At 70.5% G+C, this 17,072-nt stretch carries 15 protein-coding genes; 10 read left to right on the forward strand and 5 right to left on the reverse strand.

Features of this window, described 5'->3' with window-relative positions; all coding sequences use genetic code 11:
* Positions 1–34: 34 nt before the first annotated feature.
* The 3 genes from ABD987_RS12900 to ABD987_RS12910 form a co-directional block, all read right to left on the reverse strand.
* Positions 35–2,134: a S8 family peptidase gene (locus ABD987_RS12900; RefSeq protein WP_345391203.1), complete on the reverse strand. Its 2,100-nt coding sequence runs from the start codon at positions 2,132–2,134 to the stop codon at positions 35–37.
* Between the two features lie 387 nt (positions 2,135–2,521).
* Positions 2,522–3,991, reverse strand: coding sequence for an alpha/beta hydrolase (locus tag ABD987_RS12905; RefSeq protein ID WP_345391206.1), 1,470 nt, complete (start codon positions 3,989–3,991; stop codon positions 2,522–2,524).
* Positions 3,992–4,124: 133 nt separating this feature from the next.
* The gene (locus tag ABD987_RS12910; RefSeq protein WP_345391209.1) at positions 4,125–4,661 is read right to left on the reverse strand and encodes a DUF6790 family protein; all 537 of its coding nucleotides are present in this window, start codon (positions 4,659–4,661) and stop codon (positions 4,125–4,127) included.
* A gap of 57 nt (positions 4,662–4,718) precedes the next feature.
* On the opposite strand from ABD987_RS12910, the gene ABD987_RS12915 reads away from it, so the two are divergent.
* From ABD987_RS12915 to ABD987_RS12960, 10 genes are all read left to right on the forward strand, one after another.
* The gene (locus ABD987_RS12915) at positions 4,719–5,138 is read left to right on the forward strand and encodes a MarR family winged helix-turn-helix transcriptional regulator (protein WP_345391212.1); all 420 of its coding nucleotides are present in this window, start codon (positions 4,719–4,721) and stop codon (positions 5,136–5,138) included.
* Between the two features lie 54 nt (positions 5,139–5,192).
* Complete coding sequence (locus ABD987_RS12920) at positions 5,193–5,765, forward strand: TetR-like C-terminal domain-containing protein (RefSeq protein ID WP_345391215.1); 573 nt, start codon at positions 5,193–5,195, stop codon at positions 5,763–5,765.
* Positions 5,766–5,863: 98 nt separating this feature from the next.
* Positions 5,864–6,622 (forward strand): SDR family NAD(P)-dependent oxidoreductase, encoded by a 759-nt coding sequence (locus ABD987_RS12925; RefSeq protein ID WP_345391218.1) that lies wholly within the window; start codon positions 5,864–5,866, stop codon positions 6,620–6,622.
* An 11-nt stretch (positions 6,623–6,633) separates the two neighbouring features.
* Positions 6,634–7,644 carry a phosphotransferase gene (locus ABD987_RS12930; RefSeq protein WP_345391221.1) on the forward strand — a complete coding sequence of 337 codons (1,011 nt, stop codon included), beginning with the start codon at positions 6,634–6,636 and terminating at the stop codon, positions 7,642–7,644.
* On the forward strand, positions 7,641–8,969 hold the full coding sequence (locus ABD987_RS12935) for an aspartate aminotransferase family protein (protein WP_345391224.1): 1,329 nt from the start codon (positions 7,641–7,643) through the stop codon (positions 8,967–8,969). Before ABD987_RS12930 ends, ABD987_RS12935 begins: the two co-directional genes overlap by 4 nt.
* Before the next feature lie 14 nt (positions 8,970–8,983).
* Positions 8,984–9,745, forward strand: a complete 762-nt coding sequence (locus ABD987_RS12940) for a 5-oxoprolinase subunit PxpA (RefSeq protein WP_345391227.1) — start codon at positions 8,984–8,986, stop codon at positions 9,743–9,745.
* The gene (locus ABD987_RS12945; protein WP_345391230.1) at positions 9,742–10,647 is read left to right on the forward strand and encodes a 5-oxoprolinase subunit B family protein; all 906 of its coding nucleotides are present in this window, start codon (positions 9,742–9,744) and stop codon (positions 10,645–10,647) included. Before ABD987_RS12940 ends, ABD987_RS12945 begins: the two co-directional genes overlap by 4 nt.
* Positions 10,644–11,633 carry a 5-oxoprolinase subunit C family protein gene (locus ABD987_RS12950; RefSeq protein ID WP_345391233.1) on the forward strand — a complete coding sequence of 330 codons (990 nt, stop codon included), beginning with the start codon at positions 10,644–10,646 and terminating at the stop codon, positions 11,631–11,633. The genes ABD987_RS12945 and ABD987_RS12950 overlap by 4 nt, the downstream gene beginning before the upstream one ends.
* A gap of 123 nt (positions 11,634–11,756) precedes the next feature.
* Complete coding sequence (locus ABD987_RS12955; protein ID WP_345391236.1) at positions 11,757–13,001, forward strand: MFS transporter; 1,245 nt, start codon at positions 11,757–11,759, stop codon at positions 12,999–13,001.
* A 38-nt stretch (positions 13,002–13,039) separates the two neighbouring features.
* Positions 13,040–14,785 carry a CocE/NonD family hydrolase gene (locus ABD987_RS12960; RefSeq protein ID WP_345391239.1) on the forward strand — a complete coding sequence of 582 codons (1,746 nt, stop codon included), beginning with the start codon at positions 13,040–13,042 and terminating at the stop codon, positions 14,783–14,785.
* A gap of 63 nt (positions 14,786–14,848) precedes the next feature.
* On the opposite strand, the gene ABD987_RS12965 is transcribed toward ABD987_RS12960, so the two are convergent.
* Together ABD987_RS12965 and ABD987_RS12970 are read right to left on the reverse strand one after the other, a co-directional pair.
* Positions 14,849–16,543, reverse strand: coding sequence for a BCCT family transporter (locus tag ABD987_RS12965; RefSeq protein WP_345391242.1), 1,695 nt, complete (start codon positions 16,541–16,543; stop codon positions 14,849–14,851).
* Between the two features lie 295 nt (positions 16,544–16,838).
* Positions 16,839–17,069 (reverse strand): hypothetical protein, encoded by a 231-nt coding sequence (locus ABD987_RS12970; protein ID WP_345391245.1) that lies wholly within the window; start codon positions 17,067–17,069, stop codon positions 16,839–16,841.
* Between the last annotated feature and the right edge of the window lie 3 nt (positions 17,070–17,072).

Here is a 17,072-nt window from a genome sequence, read left to right on the forward strand (position 1 = left end):
AGCGGACCTCAGGGTGTCGTGCGGTGGGGTGAAACTAGTTCCACGGGTTGGCCGTCTGGTCGTTGATCGCCGCCCAGAACCTGACTCCCTTGGTGAACTCGGGCAACGGCCCGCTGTACAGATCGCCGAAGGCCCACAGCGACCAGCCGCCGCCGTCGTGGAACTCCGCCATCCGGAAACGGGAGTCGAAGCTGGACTGACAGATGCCGTCGGCGACCGCCCGGCTGGTCAGTGCCGCGCCCGACACCGGTTTGGTGATCTTGACGACGCCGTTGGCCCAGGCGTTGAAACCGGTGGTCGGGATGTCGCCGAAGGGCGGGCTCTGGTTGGTGATCGCCAGGCACAGGATCGGCGCCTTCGCCGCGGCCGGGGTGTCGCCATGGTACGGATCGCTGGCGGCCCCGTCGCGGCCGACGTGGAACACCGGGATGTCGCCGTACCTGCCGCTGCGCCGTGACTCCAGCACCGTCCAGGTCATCCCGGCGTGGGTGGCCGGACGCGGGCCGGTGCGGACGTAGAGCAGGCGGTTGGCCGAATACGGGCCGGGATCGGGGATCTTGTTCACGGTCGCGTCGCCGAGCAGCACCTGACGCACCTCGTCCGGGCTCGCGCCGGGATGGCTCTGCAGGTAGGTGGCCGCCGCGCCGGCCACCGCCGGCGCCGAGATCGAGGTGCCGGTGGTCACCCCGTACTGTCCGTCGCTCTCCCTGCCCGCGGTCCTGACGTCGACGCCGGGCGCGAAGATGTCGACCTTGCCGTAGTTGGCCCAGTCGGGCTTGTTGTCGGAGGAGTCCACCGCGCTCACCGAGATCACCCCGTCGGCACGGGCCGGGCTCTGCCGATCGGCGTTACGGCCGCCGTTGCCCGCGGAGGCGACCACCGTGACACCGCTGTCGATCGCGCGGCGCGCGGCCCTGTCGACCGGGGTGGGTTTGCGCATCCAGCGCCGCCAGAAGCCGGGCCGGAACCCGTAGCTGAGGCTGGCCACCGACGGACCCTGATGGTTCTTGGCCACCCAGTCCAGGCCGAACACCGCCGTGGACTGGAACAGCGAGATCGCCGGGTTGTAGAGGTTTCCCTGGCATCCCGCGACCCGCACCGACCGGAGGTTCGCACCGGGCGCGACCCCCAGCGTGGAGCCGCCCGCGACGCTGGCCGCCGCGGTGCCGTGGCCGTTGCAGTCGCCGTCGCGGACGCCGCCGAGCTTGATGAAGTCCGCCGCCAGTGACGCCCGGCCGCCGAACTCCTGATGGGTGGTACGCAAACCGGTGTCCAGCAGGAAGACGTCCACGCCGACGCCGGTGCTGCCCCGGTCGTAGGGCTGGTGGTCAAGCGGGAGGTCACGCTGGTCGACCCGGTCGAGGTTCCAGGGCACCTCGTTGGGTTCCCCGTAGCTGTCCTGTTCGATGGTCTCCACCTTCGGGTCCGCGCTCATCGCCTGCGCCTGCGCGTCGGAGGCGGTGAAGGAAAACCCGTTGGTGCCGGGCAACACGTCCAGCAGCGTGCCGCCGTGGCGGCCCACCAGTTCCGCGGCGACGGTGGCGAGCTGGCTCTCCGGGGTGGCGACCGGCAGCGACGCGATGAACTGCCCCGGTACGGCCCACTCGGCGGTGAGGAACTTCGGCGGGGTGACCGATCCGGGTGCGGGCAGGGTGCCCGCGGAGTTCCACGGATTGGCGGGCTGGTCATTGATCGCGGTCCAGAACCGGGTGCCGGCGGGGATCGACCCGTTGCCCCAGAACGACCAGCCGCCGGCGTCGTGGAACTCGGCCAGCCGCCAGCCCGCGCCGAAGGTCTCGGCGCAGACCACGTCGCCCTGGGCCGGTGAGGTCAGTACCGCGCCCGGCACGGGCGGGGTGGCCTGGGTCTGCCCGCCCAGCCACCCGCTGTACTGGTCCGGCACGTTCCCCGGCTTGGGCCTGCCGTCCTTGAGGACGCACAGCACCGGCAGGGACTGGTCGACGGTGGTGTCCCCGTGGTAGGCGTCGGTGCGGGAGTCGGCGCCCACCCGGACGCTGCCGTCCACCTGGCCGAGCACGGTCCAGGTCATGCCCGTACGCACACCGGCCACCGCGGCCGTGGGTGCGGGCTCGGCCGCCTCGGCGGGAACCGCGTTCAGGGCCGTCAGGCCCACGAGAACCACGGCCGCCGAGGCGCGGAGTCTTGACAGAGGTGTTGTCGTCAATGCGTTCCCCTTGATCGACTGGTCACGACCGGAGTAATTCTCCAGAGCCCAGCACCGATCCGGCATCGGATCGGCACCGCCGGTCACGGTCGCGGGTCGAGCGGCCCGGACATCGCCGTGGCACGACATCGAGTCGGTGCGCCCAGGCATATTCCGATCGAATCGGAACGCGCGCGCACAATACCCGGAAATCGACCTCGGTCACGCAGGTGTTCCCTACCGCGAAACAAATCCTTGTGCGTCAGGAAAAACGCGCCGCATCACCCCCGGCGGCGGCGCGCCGTTCTTCACCACGGTGGAAACAGACAGGCCGTTGTCCTTGACCCGGCGGGGAATTCACCGATCGGGCGTCGCCGAGGGCCCGCACGGGAAATCGGTGGCGGGACGCTGCCCGGTCAGCAGGAAACGGGTGACGGCGTCGTTGCCGCATGCCTCGGCGGAGGACAGGTACACCCCGTGCCCGCCCTGGTCGACGGTCACCATCCGGGCCCGGTCGCCGAGCGCCCGGCGGGTCTCCCCCGCCCCGGCGAGCGGCGCCGCCGGGTCGCGCCTGTTCTGGACGAGCAGGATGTTCGACGGACCACGGTCGCCGATCCGGACCGGCGGTTCGATCGGCCGCGAGGGCCAGAACGCGCACGGCCAGATGTTGGCCGCCGCCGCGCCGTACAACGGGAACCGTTCCCGATCGACGGCGACGTGGTGCTGGTACGTCCCGACCGAGCGCGGCCAAGCGGTGTCGTTGCACCGCACCAGCAACGGCGCGGCCAGCAGGTTCTCCGTGTCGTCGCCGGTTCCCGTGCTCAACGGGCCCGGTGACGCGGGCGGGCGGCCGCGATCGAGGGACTGCCACAGCCGGGCCAGTTCCGGGAACACCTGATCCGCGTAGAGACCGTTGAACGTGTAGTCCCGGAAAGCGACGCCGTCGATCTCGCCGACCGGGGTCCGGTCCAGCCGGGCCGCCAGTTCGTGGTACTTCCCGGTGACCTGACGCGGTGTGGAGCCGAGTGCGTAGCTGTCGTCGTGGGCCGCCGCCCAGCGCGCGAAGTCGGGGAAGCGGTCCTGGAAGCCCTGGCCGAAGCGGCGGGAGCCGGTGATGTCGAGCCCGCCGGGGCCGGTGACGCCGTCGAGCACGACGCGATCGGTCCGGTGCGGGAACAGGGTCGCGTACACGGCACCGAGGTAGGTGCCGTACGAGACACCGTAGGAGGAGATCCTCCGCTCACCGAGCGCGGCACGGATGGCGTCCACGTCGCGGGCGATGTTCGCGGTCGTGATGTAGGGCAGGAGCGGCGCGGTCTTCGAGGTGGCGCAACCCTTCGCGACGGCCTCGGCGATCCTGGCGTGCTTCGCGACGTCGGCCGCGTCGCGCGCGTAGGGCGGCTGGGGGTCTCGCAGGGGCTTCAGGTCACAGGTCACGCGGGTGCTGTGCCCGAGCCCGCGCGGGTCGAAGCCGATCAGGTCGTAGCTGTCGGTCACGCTCGCGGGAAGTCCGCGCTGGACAAGCGAAAGCGGCATGCCCAGTCCCGGACCGGGGCCGCCCGGGTTCATCAGCAGAACGCCGCGGCGCCGCTCGGGATTCGTACTCGGCAGGCGGGACACGGCCACTTCGATCTTCTCGCCGTCCGGTCGCCGGTAGTCCAGCGGGACCTCGAGGCCGGCACACCGCAGCCGCGGTGCCGCGACGTCGGCGGGGCACGGCCTCCACGTCAGCGTCGGCGTCGCGGCCGTCGCGGTAGCCGGCGCGACGGTCACCGCCACGACGATGGCGGCCACCAGGCCGAACCCACGCGAGATCGTCGAGGACACGCCTGCCTCCCAGGGAATTGGTGTCGGATTCGGTCCCCAACCTAGGGAAACGGCGTCCGGCGAGGCTCCTTCGCGCGGGGGACACGGTTCCCCCATGGTGGTGAGCCCGGCCATCCGCGGGCTCACCGGGAGATCAGCGCGGGACGGGCTGGTTTTCCGGGAGTCCGGCGGGAGCGACCTGGTTCCGCAGCTTCTGGGCGCGCCGGGCGAGGAGGATCATCACCGCGGGGAGAAGGATGTCGCTGACCAGGACACCGCCGGTGTTGCCCGGCGCGTGGTCGCCGTTGGCGAAGAACTGGTAGAGGTGGCCGATCGTGGCACCCCAGAGGAACATGCCTGCCCCGAGGCCGATCGTCACGCGTTCCCGCAGCGATGCCTTGGCGGCGCGGAAGCCCATGACCGCGAAGCCGAGGTTGGCGAAGGCGATCTCGAACAGGAACGGGGTCCGGGCGAAGCCGATCGTCTCGGCCATGTAGTCCGGCATGGTCAGGAAGGTCAGGGTCATCCACAGGCTGCCGAAGCCGACCGCGCCGACCGCCCACCACCGCTGCCAGATCTCCAGGCGTTCGAGGCGGGTGTGGGCACGGCGGGAGCGCACCAGCGCTCCGAGGCAGGTGATCGCCGGGACGATCAGCGGGAAGCAGGCCTGGAAGAGGTAGTTCGTCGTCATGACCTGAGTCTTGCATAGTTAATATTAACGTGTCAACACTTGCGGTATGCTGAGCCGATGGACGACGGACTCTCGGATCTGCTGCACCGCGTGGTCTCCCTGCTGGGGGAGATCGCACGCCGGAACACCGACCAGGAAGGGACGCTCAGCTACGCCCGGCTGCGACTGCTCGGCGCGCTGGAGGACATCGAGCCGGCCACCCAGCACCAGCTCGCGCAGTCCATGGGGGTCTCCGACCCGGCGGTCAGCCGCGCGTTGCGCCCGCTGGAACAGGACGGGCTGGTCCAGATCACCGTCGACCCGGAGCACGCCCGCCGCCGGCTCGTCGAGCTGACCCCGGCCGGTCGCAAGGCCTACCACGCCGAAGGAAAACCCCTCGCCGATCTGCTCCGCCATGGCTTGCAGGCACAGGGATTCCCCTACGAGCGCTACCTGGCCGACACCGTGCGGCTGGCGGAAATCCTCGAATCCACCTGACCCCCGAAGTTCGCCGTCGGCCGTCGGCCGCGAGGCGAACGCTAGCCTGGCTCCATGGCAGAAACCCGTCCCGGAGGCCGGACAGCCCGCACCCGCGCGGCGGTGCACAACGCCGTGCGCGAGTTGTTCGCCGAGGGACAGGATCAGCCGTCCGTGCGAGAGGTGTCCGAACGGTCTGGCGTGCACGAGGTGACGATCTACCGGCGCTGGGGAAGGATCGAGTCGCTGGTCCTCGACGTCGCGGTCACCCAGCTCAACGAGGAAGCGCCGTTCCCGGACAGCGGCGATCTGCGGCGTGACCTGCTCGACTGGGCACACGCGGTCGCCGGGCAGGTGAAGACCCGGGAGGGTTTCGCGCTGTTCCGCGCGCTCGCCGCGGCCACCTCCCCGCTCGGCGGCGGGCAGAGCGGTCCGGCCGCCGCCGACGCCGCCGGATACCTGCGACAGCGCACCGCCCAGATGCAACGGGCGCTGGACCGGGTCGCGGCGGCGGGCGGCACGCCGCCGACGGTGGCACACGTCTTCGACGTCGTGCTCGCGCCCATCTACCTGCGCGCGATCTTCGGCTACGAGCCCCCCGACACCGACCTGGACGCGCTGGTGGACCGGGCCCTCGGCACGAGCTGACCGGCCTTACCACAGGAACTCTTGCATTAGTTGCCTTCGTCTCGCATACTCCTCGTTAACGCAAGTTTTCTAACGTTAAGAGCGGCGAGGGAGTCTCCATGACCGGCAACTCACCAACGCTTCACGACCGGATCGCCGTCGTCACGGGCGCGAGTTCAGGGATCGGCGCGCAGATCGCGCGTGAGCTCGGCGCCGCGGGGGCACGGCTCGCCCTGGTGGGACGGGACACGCGGCGCCTCACGGCGGTCGCCGAGGAGCTGACGGCAGCGGGCGCCGTGGCCGAGCCGATCGTCGCCGACCTCACCACCGACGCCGGTCCCAGCCAGGTCGTGGGCCGCGCGCTCGCCCGCTTCGGCGGCATCGACGTGCTCGTGCACGCCGCCGGGGTGTTCCTGCCGACGCCGTTCCCCGACACCACCGACGAGCAGCTCGACGCCCAGTGGACGACCAACGTCCGGGCGCCGTTCCGGCTGACCAGGGCGGCCGCCGAGCACCTCGGCGACGGCAGCAGCGTCATCTTCGTCTCCTCCATCTGCGGGCACGTCGGCTTCCCGAACTCCAGCGCCTACTGCGCGACCAAGGGCGCGGTGGAGCTGCTGGTCAAGTCGCTGACCGCCGAGTTCGCCCCGCGGGGCATCCGGGTGAACGCCGTCGCCCCCGGCAACGTGCGCACGAGCATCAACGCGCATCTGCTCGCGGATCCCGGCTACGAGCGCCAGATGCTCGACAGCACTCCGGCGGGACGCGTCGGCGAGGTCGGCGACATCGCGCCGGCGGTCGCGTTCCTCGCCTCCCCCGCCGCCTCCTACATCCACGGTGCCAGCCTGCTGATCGACGGCGGCTGGGTGGCCTCGTGAGGAGCCCGGCCATGCCCGGGTTCCGCGAACTCGTGACCGCGAGCGGCCTCGACGCCGTGACGGAGCACCTCGACGAAGCGCTGGTGCTCGCCGCGCTGCGGGAGATCCACGGCTTGTCCGGCAGGCTCCGGCGCGTCGCCTCGGAGAAGGACGAGACCTTCGTCCTGCACACGGCGGACACGCGTCACCTGGTCAAGGTGAGCGGCGAACCGGCCGGGGACCTCGCCCTGCAGACGGCGGTGCTGCGCCACCTCGCGCGGACCGCGCCCGAGCTGCCGGTCCCCATCGCCCGGTCCGGTGTGGACGGTGCGGACCGGCACGAAATCGCGCCCGGCCCCCGGTCGCTGCGGGTCCTGTCGTACCTGCCGGGCGAGCCGCTGAGCGGGCGTGCGTTCGACCCGGAGTCGTTCGGCCGTCGCCACGCACAGCTCACCCGCGCGCTCGCCGGTTTCCGCGGCGAGCACCAGGATCGGAGGTTGCTCTGGGATCTGCGCCACCTCGGCGCGCTCGCCCCGCTATTGGACACAGTGGACAGTGCGGATCGCGTGCTCGCACACCGGGTACTCAAGGAGTTCGCGTTTCGTGTCCGGCAGGGCGAGCTGGAAACCCAGCTGGTCCACAACGACTTGAGCCCGCACAACCTCCTCATCGACGCGCGCGGGGCGCTGACCGGGATCCTCGACTTCGGCGACGTGCTGCGCACGGCGGTGGTCTTCGACCTCGCCATCGCGTTGTCCAACCTCCTCGATCCGGACGTGGCGGACCCGTGGGCGGACCCGCTCGCGTGGCTGCGCGGCTACCTCGCCCTCCGGCCGATCGCCGAAAAGGAACTCGCGCTTCTTCCGCTGCTGGCGACGGCGCGGTTGGTGCAGCGGGCGCTCATCGCGTCCTGGCGTGCCCGGCGGGATCCGGCACGCGCCGCGTACGTGCTCTCGCACGCGTCCCGCGACTGGGCGACCGCCCGCGCCGTGCACGCCGGCCGGGACGCCGCGGCCGAGCGCGTGCTGGGGGTGGGGCGATGACCGGCCCGGAAATGGTCAACGGCTTCACCGGGGAGCACCTTTCCGCGCAACCGCAGCACATCCGGGAGCTGATCGACCGGCGCGCGCACCTGCTCGGGCCGGGGTACCAGCTGTTCTACACGAACCCGGTCGAAGTCAGCCGGGGATCGGGTGTGCACCTCTACGACTCCGCGGGCAACGAGTACCTCGACGCCTACAACAACGTCGTCTCACTCGGGCACTGCCACCCCGCGGTCGTCGACGCCGTGACCCGTCAGCTGTCGACGCTCACCACGAACACCCGTTACCTGCAGGCGGATCTGCTCGACTTCTCCGAGCGGCTGCTCGCGACGTTCCCCGCCGAACTCGACCGGGTCACCTACACCTGCACCGGTTCGGAAGCGAACGACCTCGCCCTGCGTGTCGCGCGGGCACACACCGGGAACACCGGAATCATCGTCACGCGCAACGCCTATCACGGGGTGACCGCCGAGGTCGCGGCGTTCTCCCCGTCGCTCGGCCCGGCATCGCCACTGGGACCGCACGTGCGCACGATCAGCGCACCGGATCCCCGGCGCCAGGGGGACGCGGTGACGGACCTGCTGCGCGCCGAGATCCGGGCGGCCATCGACGATCTCCGGCGGCACGGGTTCGGCGTGTGCGCGCTCGTGGTGGACAGTATCTTCTCCTCCGACGGCGTGCAGCCCTTTCCCACCGACCTGCTCGGCGTGCTCGCCGCCGAGGTCCGCGCGGCGGGCGGCGTCTACCTCGCGGACGAGGTCCAGGCGGGATTCGGCCGCACCGGGGCGGGCTGGTGGGGTTTCGGCAGGCACGCGGTCGTGCCCGACCTGGTGACGCTGGGAAAGCCGATGGGCAACGGGATCCCGGTGGCCGCGACGGTGCTGCGGCACGAGATCGGCCGGGAGTTCGGCCGGAACGTCCGCTACTTCAACACCTTCGGCGGCAGCAACGTCCCGATCGCCGCGGCCTCGGCGGTGCTCGACACCATCACCCGCGAAGGTCTCATCGAGAACGCCCGCGAGATCGGCGCGCAGTTGTTGCGTGGATTCGCCGAGATCGTCTCGGGCTACCAATGCCTCGCCGAGGTACGCGGCGCTGGGCTGTTCCTCGGCGTCGAGGTGATCGCACCGGAGGACACCGGCCCGGATCGGGTACTCGCTCAGTCCCTTGTGGACGATCTGCGCGAGCACTTCGTGCTCGTCTCGGCGTCCGGGCCGGACGGCAACGTCATCAAGATCCGGCCACCGCTGGTGTTCGGCACCGAGGACGCCGCGCTGTTGCTCGACCGCTTCGCCGACGCGGCCACCCGCGTCCTTCCCGCCTGATCAGGAGGTGAGCCATGACCGCACCGACGATCGACCTGAACGCGGACGCCGGGGAAAGCTTCGGCCGCTGGACGCTCGGCGACGACGACGCGCTGTTCCGGTACATCACGACCGCCAACATCGCCTGCGGCTACCACGCGGGTGACCCGGCGACCATGCGCTCGTCGCTGGTCCGCGCGCGGGAGGCCGGGATCGCCGCCGGGGCCCACCCCGGCTATCCGGATCTGCTCGGCTTCGGCCGCCGGGCGCTGCCCGCGTCCGATTCCGACGTGGTCGACTACGTCCTCTACCAGGTCGGCGCGCTCGCCGGGCTGGCCGCGGCGGAGGGCGTCCCGCTCACGCACGTCAAACCACACGGCGCGCTCATGGGCCGGATCTGCCGCTCGCCAGGACTGGCGACCACGATCGCGCGGTCGCTCCAGCCGCTCCTGCCGGGAGTACCGCTGATGTTCGCGCCCACCGAGGCGATGCGCGCGGTCACCGCGGCGGGACTGCCGGTCGTGCCGGAGAACGCGGCCGATCTCGACTTCGACCGGGACGGGATCAACATCGTCGAGCCGGTCCCGCTGGCCAAGGACCCGGACGCGGTCGCCGAGCGCGCGCTGGCCATGGCGCGCGGCACCGTCCGCGCGGTGGACGGGACGGTGCTCCCGATGCCGGTGCGCTCGGTGTGCGTGCACGGCGACCGGCCGAACGCGGTGGCGATCGCGGCGGCGGTGCGCCAACGTCTCGAATCGGCTGGGTTCGTCCTCAGTGCGCACAAGCAGGCATCGTGAGTTCCACGAGCGGCTACCAGTTCTTCGCCGATGGCGCGCGGGCCAGCTTCGGCGGTGACGAGTTCGTGTTCGTCGAGGTCTGCGAGGGCATGGATCTCGCGCAGGCACTGCGGATCCAGGCGATCACCGGGGAACTGGCCCGGCGCGAGCTGCCCGGCGTCCTCGACGTCGCCCCCGCCAACGCGAGCTACCTCGTGCGCGCCGACCCGGACGTGCTGCATCCGCGCGAGCTCGTGCGGACGCTGGCCCGGCTGCACACCCGGTTCGGGGAGGCGGGGTCGGTGGCGCTGGACACGGAGATCGTCGAAATCCCCGTGTGGTACGGGGATCCGGCGACCGAACGGACCTGCCTGAAGTTCCGGGACCGGCACCAGTCGCCGGGGGAGACCGACCTCGCCTACACAGCGCGGGTCAACGGGCTGGCCTCGGTGGCCGACCTCGTCGCCGCGCACTCCTCGGCGCCGTTCATCGTCACCTTCCCGTGTTTCAAGCCGGGCAACACCGAATGCGTCCAGCTCGTGCCGCGCGAGCGGCAGCTCCAGGTGCCCAAGTACCTGCGGCCGAGGACGGAGACCCCGGCCAGGGCGGTCGCGCACGGCGGCGCGTTCACCGTCGTCTACCCCACCGCGGGCGTCGGCGGCTACCAGCTGCTGGGCCGGTCCCCGGTCCCGGTCGCCGACCTCACCCAGCGGACCCCCGGGTTCGAGACGTCGAAGGTGCTGGCCACGATCTCCACGCTGCTGCGCTTCCGGCCGATTCCCGCCGAGGAGTACGCGCAGTTGCGCGCCGACTCGCGCGAGGGCCGGTACCGGTACCGGCGCGCGCCGGTACGTTTCGCGCTGGCCGAGTTCCTCGCCGACCCGGTGGGCTATCCCCGCACCCTGGAGGCGGTGCTGTCATGATCACCGTGCTCACCCCGGGCGCCCGCACGCTCGTCCAGGACCTCGGCCGCGACGGGCAGTACGCCATCGGCCTGCCCCCGTCCGGCGCGCTCGACCAGTACTCCCACCGCTGCGCCAACCTGCTCGCCGGCAACCAGGAAACCGCGGCGACGCTGGAAATCACCATGCTCGGCCCGGAACTGCGCTTCACCGAACCGGCGCTCGTGGCGGTGACCGGCGGCGAGGCCGACGTCCACCTCGACGGGCTGCCCGCGCCGTGCTGGCGGACGCTGTTCGTCGAAGCCGGTCAGGTGCTGCGGATCGGCGCGCTGCGCACCGGCTGCCACGCCTACCTCGCGGTACGCGGCGGGATCGCGACCGAGCCGTTCCTCGGCAGCCGGTCCACCTACCAGAGTTCGGCGATCGGCGGCCACGAAGGCCGTCCACTCGCGGCGGGCGACACCTTGCCGATCGGCGACGCGATCGGCGATTTCCTTCCCGGAGAAGGAAGTTCCGTCGATCCCCTGCTGCGTCCCGCGCTCGGCGGGCAGCAGCGCCTCCGGCTCGTCGAAGGACTGTGCCGCCACCGGTTCACCGACAAAAGCGTCCGCGAGTTCTTCGCCTCGACGTTCACCGTCTCCGCCGAATCCGACCGCACCGGCCGCCGCCTGCTCGGGCCCGCGCTGCGGTTCGTCGACCGCGAAGCCCCGTTCGGCGCGGGCGACAACCCCAGCAACGTGGTAGATCTCGGCTATCCGGTGGGATCGGTGCAGGTGCCCAACGGCGAGGAAGCCATCTGCCTGCTGCGCGACGCGGTGACCGGCGGCGGCTACGCCACGATCGGCACCGTCGTGAGCGCCGACCTCGACGTGCTCGCGCAGCTCAAGGCCCCGGACACGGTCCGGTTCGTGCCGGTGTCGATCGACCAGGCGGTCGCCGCCCGCCGCGAGCGCCGCGACCGGCTCAACCACGTGCGGCGCGGACTGCGCCTGCTTTCCCTGTACTGACCCGAGTTCCGGCAGCACCCGGCCGTCCCGGAGGACGGCGCGAACGGCTCCCGTTCGCCATCCCGTACGCGCCCACCGCGCCGTCGGCCTCCCCTACCCCTCCTTGTTCCGAGGAGCACCACCATGACCACCCCCGAACTCACCGGCCCCGCACCGGCCGGTCGCACGCTGCCCTCCGGCACCTCGTCGTGGACCTTCCGGGCGCTGCTGATCCTGCTCGTGCTCGACCTGACCTACCTCGTCAACGCGATGGACCGGCAGGTGTTCGCCATCCTGCTGCCCGACATCAAGCAGACCTACCTGCTCACCGGCAACCAGGCCGGGACGCTGTCGACCATCTTCACCCTCGGCATGGGGCTGGCCGGGATCCCGGCGGGTTATCTCGCCGACCGGATCGGCCGCAAACGGGTCATCCTCGCGAGCCTGCTGCTGTTCTCGATCACCTGCGCGCTCCAGGCGACGGCGGCCGGGCTCGCCGACCTGACCGCGTGGCGAATCCTGTCCGGCGTCGGCGAAGGAGCGCAGAACGCGGCGCTGTACGCCGCCGTCGGCGCGTACTTCCACCGCAACCGCGCGGTGGCCATCGGGTCGATCAACGCCGCGTTCGGGCTCGGCGCGTTCGCCGGTCCGCTCCTGGGCGGGACACTCCTTTCTTCGACGGGAAACTGGCGCGTCCCGCTCTACGTGTTCGGCGCGCTCGGCCTGGTCATCCTCGTCGTCCTCGTGTTCGCGGTGCCCCGGTCGGTGACGGAAACCGGCCGCCACGAGGAACTTCGCGCCACACCGGCACCGGACAACGACGTCCGGTTCTTCAACCGGCGCGTCGTCTGCTGCGCCATCGCCACCGTCGCGGCGGGCTTCACCATCTACGGCTACCTCGGGCTGTATCCCACCTACCTCCGCGAGGCACACGGCTACACCGCCCACCAGACCGCGGTCGCCGCCGGCATGTTCGGGCTCGGCGCGCTCACGTCGGTCCTCTGCGGCGTCTTCGCCGACCGGTTCGACCAGCGGCTGGTCAACGTCGCCGGGTTCGCCGCGATCGCCGGGTGCGGGGCGGGGATCTTCGTCCTCGGTGACGCCTATTCCACGCAGCTCGTGCTCTCCCTGGTGCTGGGGATCGCCTTCACCGGGGTCGTCTACACCAACACCAGCGCGCTCATCCAGCGTTCGGTGCCCGCCGCGAAGGTCGGCAGGGCGAGCGGCCTGTTCGTGGCCGCCATGTACATCCCGGCGAGTGTGTCCGGCTACTTCTTCGCGGCCACCAAAGCCGGTCTCGGCTGGCAGACCGCCGGGGTCATCCAGCTGTGCGCCATCCCGGTCGTCGGTCTGCTCGCCATGGCCGCGATGGGCAGGCCGCGCGACTGACCACAAAGGACTGTCCACAGAACACGGAAGGGAAATCCATGACACAGCACTACGAGCCCTACGGCGAAGTGCGCGACGGCATGCGGGTCGACTGGGACGTGCGGATCACGATGAGCGACGGGATCACGCTCGCCGCGGACATCTTCCGCCCGGACGACGGCGAACCGCACCCGGTGCTGCTGGCGGCCAGCCCGTACGGCAAGGGACTTTCGTTCGCGGAGGGGTTCGCGCACCAGTTCTCCGCCCTCGTGCGCGAACACCCCGAAGTGACGGCTAAATCGACCGGCGCGTACCAGGTCTGGGAGTACCCGGACCCGGAACGGTGGGTCCCGGAAGGCTATGTGTGCGTGCGGATCGACGTGCGCGGTACCGGCGGCAGCGAGGGATCGATCGACTTCTTCTCGCCGCGCGAGGGACAGGATCTCTACGAAGCGATCGAGTGGGCCGGTGTCCAGGGCTGGAGCAACGGCAACGTCGGCATGCTCGGCATCTCCTACCTCGCGACCAACCAGTGGCTGGCCGCCGCCCTCTCCCCGCCGCACCTCCGGGCCATCTGCCCGTGGGAGGGCGCGTCCGACTACTTCCGCGAGTACACCCACCACGGCGGGATCCCGTCGGAGTTCATGCCCGGCTGGGCACCGCACCAGGTGCTGCGCGTCCAGCACGGCCGCGCCGACGCGCCGGTCAACCCGAACACCGGCCGCAGGGTGTCGGGCAAACCGGTCCGTACGGAGGAGGAACTGCGGGCGGCCGCGATCGACATCTCCGAGGTCCTGCTCGCCCGGCCCGTCGTCGACGACTACTACCGCGACCGCACCGCCGTGCTGGAGAAGATCACCGTGCCCGTGCTGTCCTCGTCCAACTGGGGCGGCATGGGCCTGCACTCGCGGGGCAACTTCGAGGGCTTCCAACGGGTTTCGTCCGAGCAGAAGTGGCTGGAGGTGCACGGACTCGAACACTGGACGGAGTTCTACACCGACTACGGCCTCGACGTGCAGCGGCGCTTCTTCGACCACTTCCTCAAGGGCGAGGCCAACGGCTGGGACGCGCAGCCGCCGGTCCAGCTCCAGGTGCGCACGCCGGACAGCTTTTTCCTGCGCCACGAACGGGAATGGCCGCTCGCGCGCACGGAATGGACCGAACTGCACCTCGATCTCGACGCCCGCGTCCTGACCGGCGACGCCCCGTCCGGCGTACAGCGCGCGGAGTTCCTCGCGCGGTCGGAAGGGCTGCTGTTCACCCTGCCGCCCGCCGAGCGGGAGGTGGAGTACTCCGGCCCCGCGGCGCTGAAGCTGTTCGTCTCGTCCACGACCGAGGACGCGGACCTGTTCGTCACGGTGCACCTGTTCGGCCCCGAGGGCACCGAAGTGCTCTTCCCGACGGCGTTCGAACCGCACGGACCGGTCGGCCAGGGCTGGCTGCGCGTCTCGCACCGCGAACTCGACCCGGACCTGTCGCTGCCGTACCGGCCATGGCAGCGGCACACCGCGATCTCACCGCTGGTTCCCGGCCAGGTGTACGAGGCGGACGTGGAGATCTGGCCACTGTCCATTGTGGTCCCGCCGGGCCACGCACTCGGGGTGTCCGTCCGTGGTCAGGACTACGCACACCACCTGCCCGGCCCGCACGAGATCACCTACGGCCGTGAAGTCCGCGGCAGCGGCGCCTACTGGCACGAACTCCCCGGCGACCGGGACCGGCCCGCCTACGACGGCCGGACCACCCTGCACAGCGACGACCAGCGGCGACCGCGCCTGCTGCTGCCCAGGATCCCGCGCGCCTGAACGCCCGTCCTTACCGCCTTGGCCGTGTCAAGGCGGTAAGGACCGCGGTAGACGTCAGGCCGGTCAGCTCCCGCGGGGCGTGTCGTTCGCCTGCCGGGTACCGGATCCGGCCGGCTCCGGCTCGTCGACGAGCCCGTCTTCGATCAGGCTGCGCGACACGTGCTCGGTGAACTCGTCCCGCTGCAGCCGTCGCTGGATACGCACCATCAGCGTGCGCTCGGCGTGGAAGGCCTTCCAGGTCGACACACACATCGCGAGCATCACCACGCTGAACGGGAGGGCGATGACGATCGCCGTGGTCTGGAGCGCGCCGAGACCACCGGCGAGCAGCAGCGCGATCGCCGCGATTCCCTCCAGACTCGCCCAGAGCACCCGGCTCCAGGTGGGCGGCTCGGGGTTGCCGCCCGAGGCCAGCATGTCCACCACCAGCGAACCGGAGTCCGACGAGGTGACGAAGAACAACACGATCAGCAGGATCGCCGCGCCGACCACGAGCGGGCCGCCGGGGAGCTTGTCGAGCAGGCCGAACAGCGCGCCCTCGGTGTCGACCGAGCCGTCCTCGCCGACCAGGCCGCCTTCGCCGAACAGCTGGCGCCACAACGCGGTGCCGCCGAACACGGTGAACCACAGGAAGGTCACGGTCGCCGGCACCGCGAGCACACCCGCGACGAACTGACGCACGGTTCGCCCACGCGAGATCCGGGCGATGAACACGCCGACGAACGGCGACCACGAGATCCACCAGCCCCAGTAGAACGTCGCCCAGCTCCCCTGCCAGGTGGTGCCCTGCTCACCCTGCAACGCGGTGGTGTCGAAGCTCAGCCGGACCAGTTGCTGGAAGTACAGCCCGACCGACTGCACGAACTCGCGGAAGACGAACACCGTCGGACCGGCGACGAGCACGAACAGCAGCAGGACCACCGCGAGCGACAGGTTGATGTTCGACAGCCACTTGATGCCCTTCTTCACCCCGGACACCACGGAAATCACCGCCATGGTGGTGATACCGCCGATCAGCAGGATCTTCGTCCAGTTGCCGGGATCCTGCACGATGTCGAGGAAGTCGAGCCCGGCCGCGATCTGGGTGACCCCGAGCCCGAGGGACGTGGCGACACCGAACAGGGTGCCGACGATCGCGGCGATGTCGACCAGATCACCCAGCCAGCCGTTGACGCGCTTGCCCAGCAACGGTTCGAGCGCCCAGCGGATCGACACGGGGCGGTTCTTCCGGTGCACCGCGTAGGCGATGGCCAGGCCGACCACCACGTAGATCGCCCAGGGATGCAGGCCCCAGTGCAGGAAGGTCTGCACCATCGACTGCTGCGCGAGCTCGGTCGGCGTGCCCGAGACACCGGGCTTCGGTGACGCGAAGTGGTTCAGCGGCTCGGCGACCCCGTAGAACACCAGGCCGATTCCCATACCGGCGGCGAACAACATCGCGAACCACGACCAGACACCGAACTCCGGCTCCTCGTCGTCCGGGCCGAGCTTGATGTCACCGAAGTGCCCGAAACCCACCCACAGCGCGAAAACCACAAACCCCGTGACGATCAGCGTGTAGTACCAGCCGAACGTCCCGATGATGCTTTCCTGGACCGCCTTGATCACGCTGTCCGCGGTGCCCGGGGCGATCACCGCGAAAGCCACCACGGCCACGATGACGATCAGTGCCGGCCAGAACACTCTCGGCGCGATCGACCCGCCCTGTCCTGGTAACTCCGGTTCCACACGTCGGTCCGCTCCAGACCTCGTCACCATGGACAGCGGTTTCCCTTCTGCTGGACGTTCCTCACGGCAGGGCAGTCTCAACGGTGCGCCTGGGAGAAATCAAGCCGAACGTCCCATTTGTCACAGCCGTTCGCCGCCGAACGAAATCTCCGTTCGGCGCGCGATCGACGGGTGACCTGGAGTTCCCCGCACGATGATCGACGTCATCGGATCGACATTGCATGTCCGTAACGAAATGTCCTTTGTGGCAACGATCTCACCCATGTTGGCCGATCAGTACATAAAGGACGGTCGCGCGCCGGGCGATTCCCGGCCGCGGGGCGCGTCAGTCGATGGGCCCGCGAAGGGTCAGCACCACCCGCAGCACGTGTTCGACGGCGGCGGGGAACACCGCGCCCCGCAGCTCGTCGCGGGTCGCGAGGTTCCGGGCCGCGAACTCGAGCATCCGGTCCGTTCCCATCCGCCGGACGACGAGTTCGGCGACTTCCTCCAGTTCCAGGCCCGGATTGTCCAAGCGGGTGAGGGCGAAGTCGACGACGATCTCCTCGTCCGTCATGGC

Source organism: Amycolatopsis samaneae (genome assembly GCF_039541975.1).
GTDB lineage: Bacteria > Actinomycetota > Actinomycetes > Mycobacteriales > Pseudonocardiaceae > Amycolatopsis > Amycolatopsis samaneae.

Coding starts and splice junctions, on each gene's coding strand:
- ABD987_RS12925 (WP_345391218.1), top strand. CDS start 5,864: ATGACCGGCAACTCACCAACGCTTCACGACCGGATCGCCGTCGTCACG.
- ABD987_RS12950 (WP_345391233.1), top strand. CDS start 10,644: ATGATCACCGTGCTCACCCCGGGCGCCCGCACGCTCGTCCAGGACCTC.
- ABD987_RS12965 (WP_345391242.1), bottom strand. CDS start 16,543: ATGGTGACGAGGTCTGGAGCGGACCGACGTGTGGAACCGGAGTTACCA.
- ABD987_RS12940 (WP_345391227.1), top strand. CDS start 8,984: ATGACCGCACCGACGATCGACCTGAACGCGGACGCCGGGGAAAGCTTC.
- ABD987_RS12915 (WP_345391212.1), top strand. CDS start 4,719: ATGGACGACGGACTCTCGGATCTGCTGCACCGCGTGGTCTCCCTGCTG.
- ABD987_RS12955 (WP_345391236.1), top strand. CDS start 11,757: ATGACCACCCCCGAACTCACCGGCCCCGCACCGGCCGGTCGCACGCTG.
- ABD987_RS12935 (WP_345391224.1), top strand. CDS start 7,641: ATGACCGGCCCGGAAATGGTCAACGGCTTCACCGGGGAGCACCTTTCC.
- ABD987_RS12960 (WP_345391239.1), top strand. CDS start 13,040: ATGACACAGCACTACGAGCCCTACGGCGAAGTGCGCGACGGCATGCGG.
- ABD987_RS12910 (WP_345391209.1), bottom strand. CDS start 4,661: ATGACGACGAACTACCTCTTCCAGGCCTGCTTCCCGCTGATCGTCCCG.
- ABD987_RS12970 (WP_345391245.1), bottom strand. CDS start 17,069: ATGACGGACGAGGAGATCGTCGTCGACTTCGCCCTCACCCGCTTGGAC.
- ABD987_RS12920 (WP_345391215.1), top strand. CDS start 5,193: ATGGCAGAAACCCGTCCCGGAGGCCGGACAGCCCGCACCCGCGCGGCG.
- ABD987_RS12930 (WP_345391221.1), top strand. CDS start 6,634: ATGCCCGGGTTCCGCGAACTCGTGACCGCGAGCGGCCTCGACGCCGTG.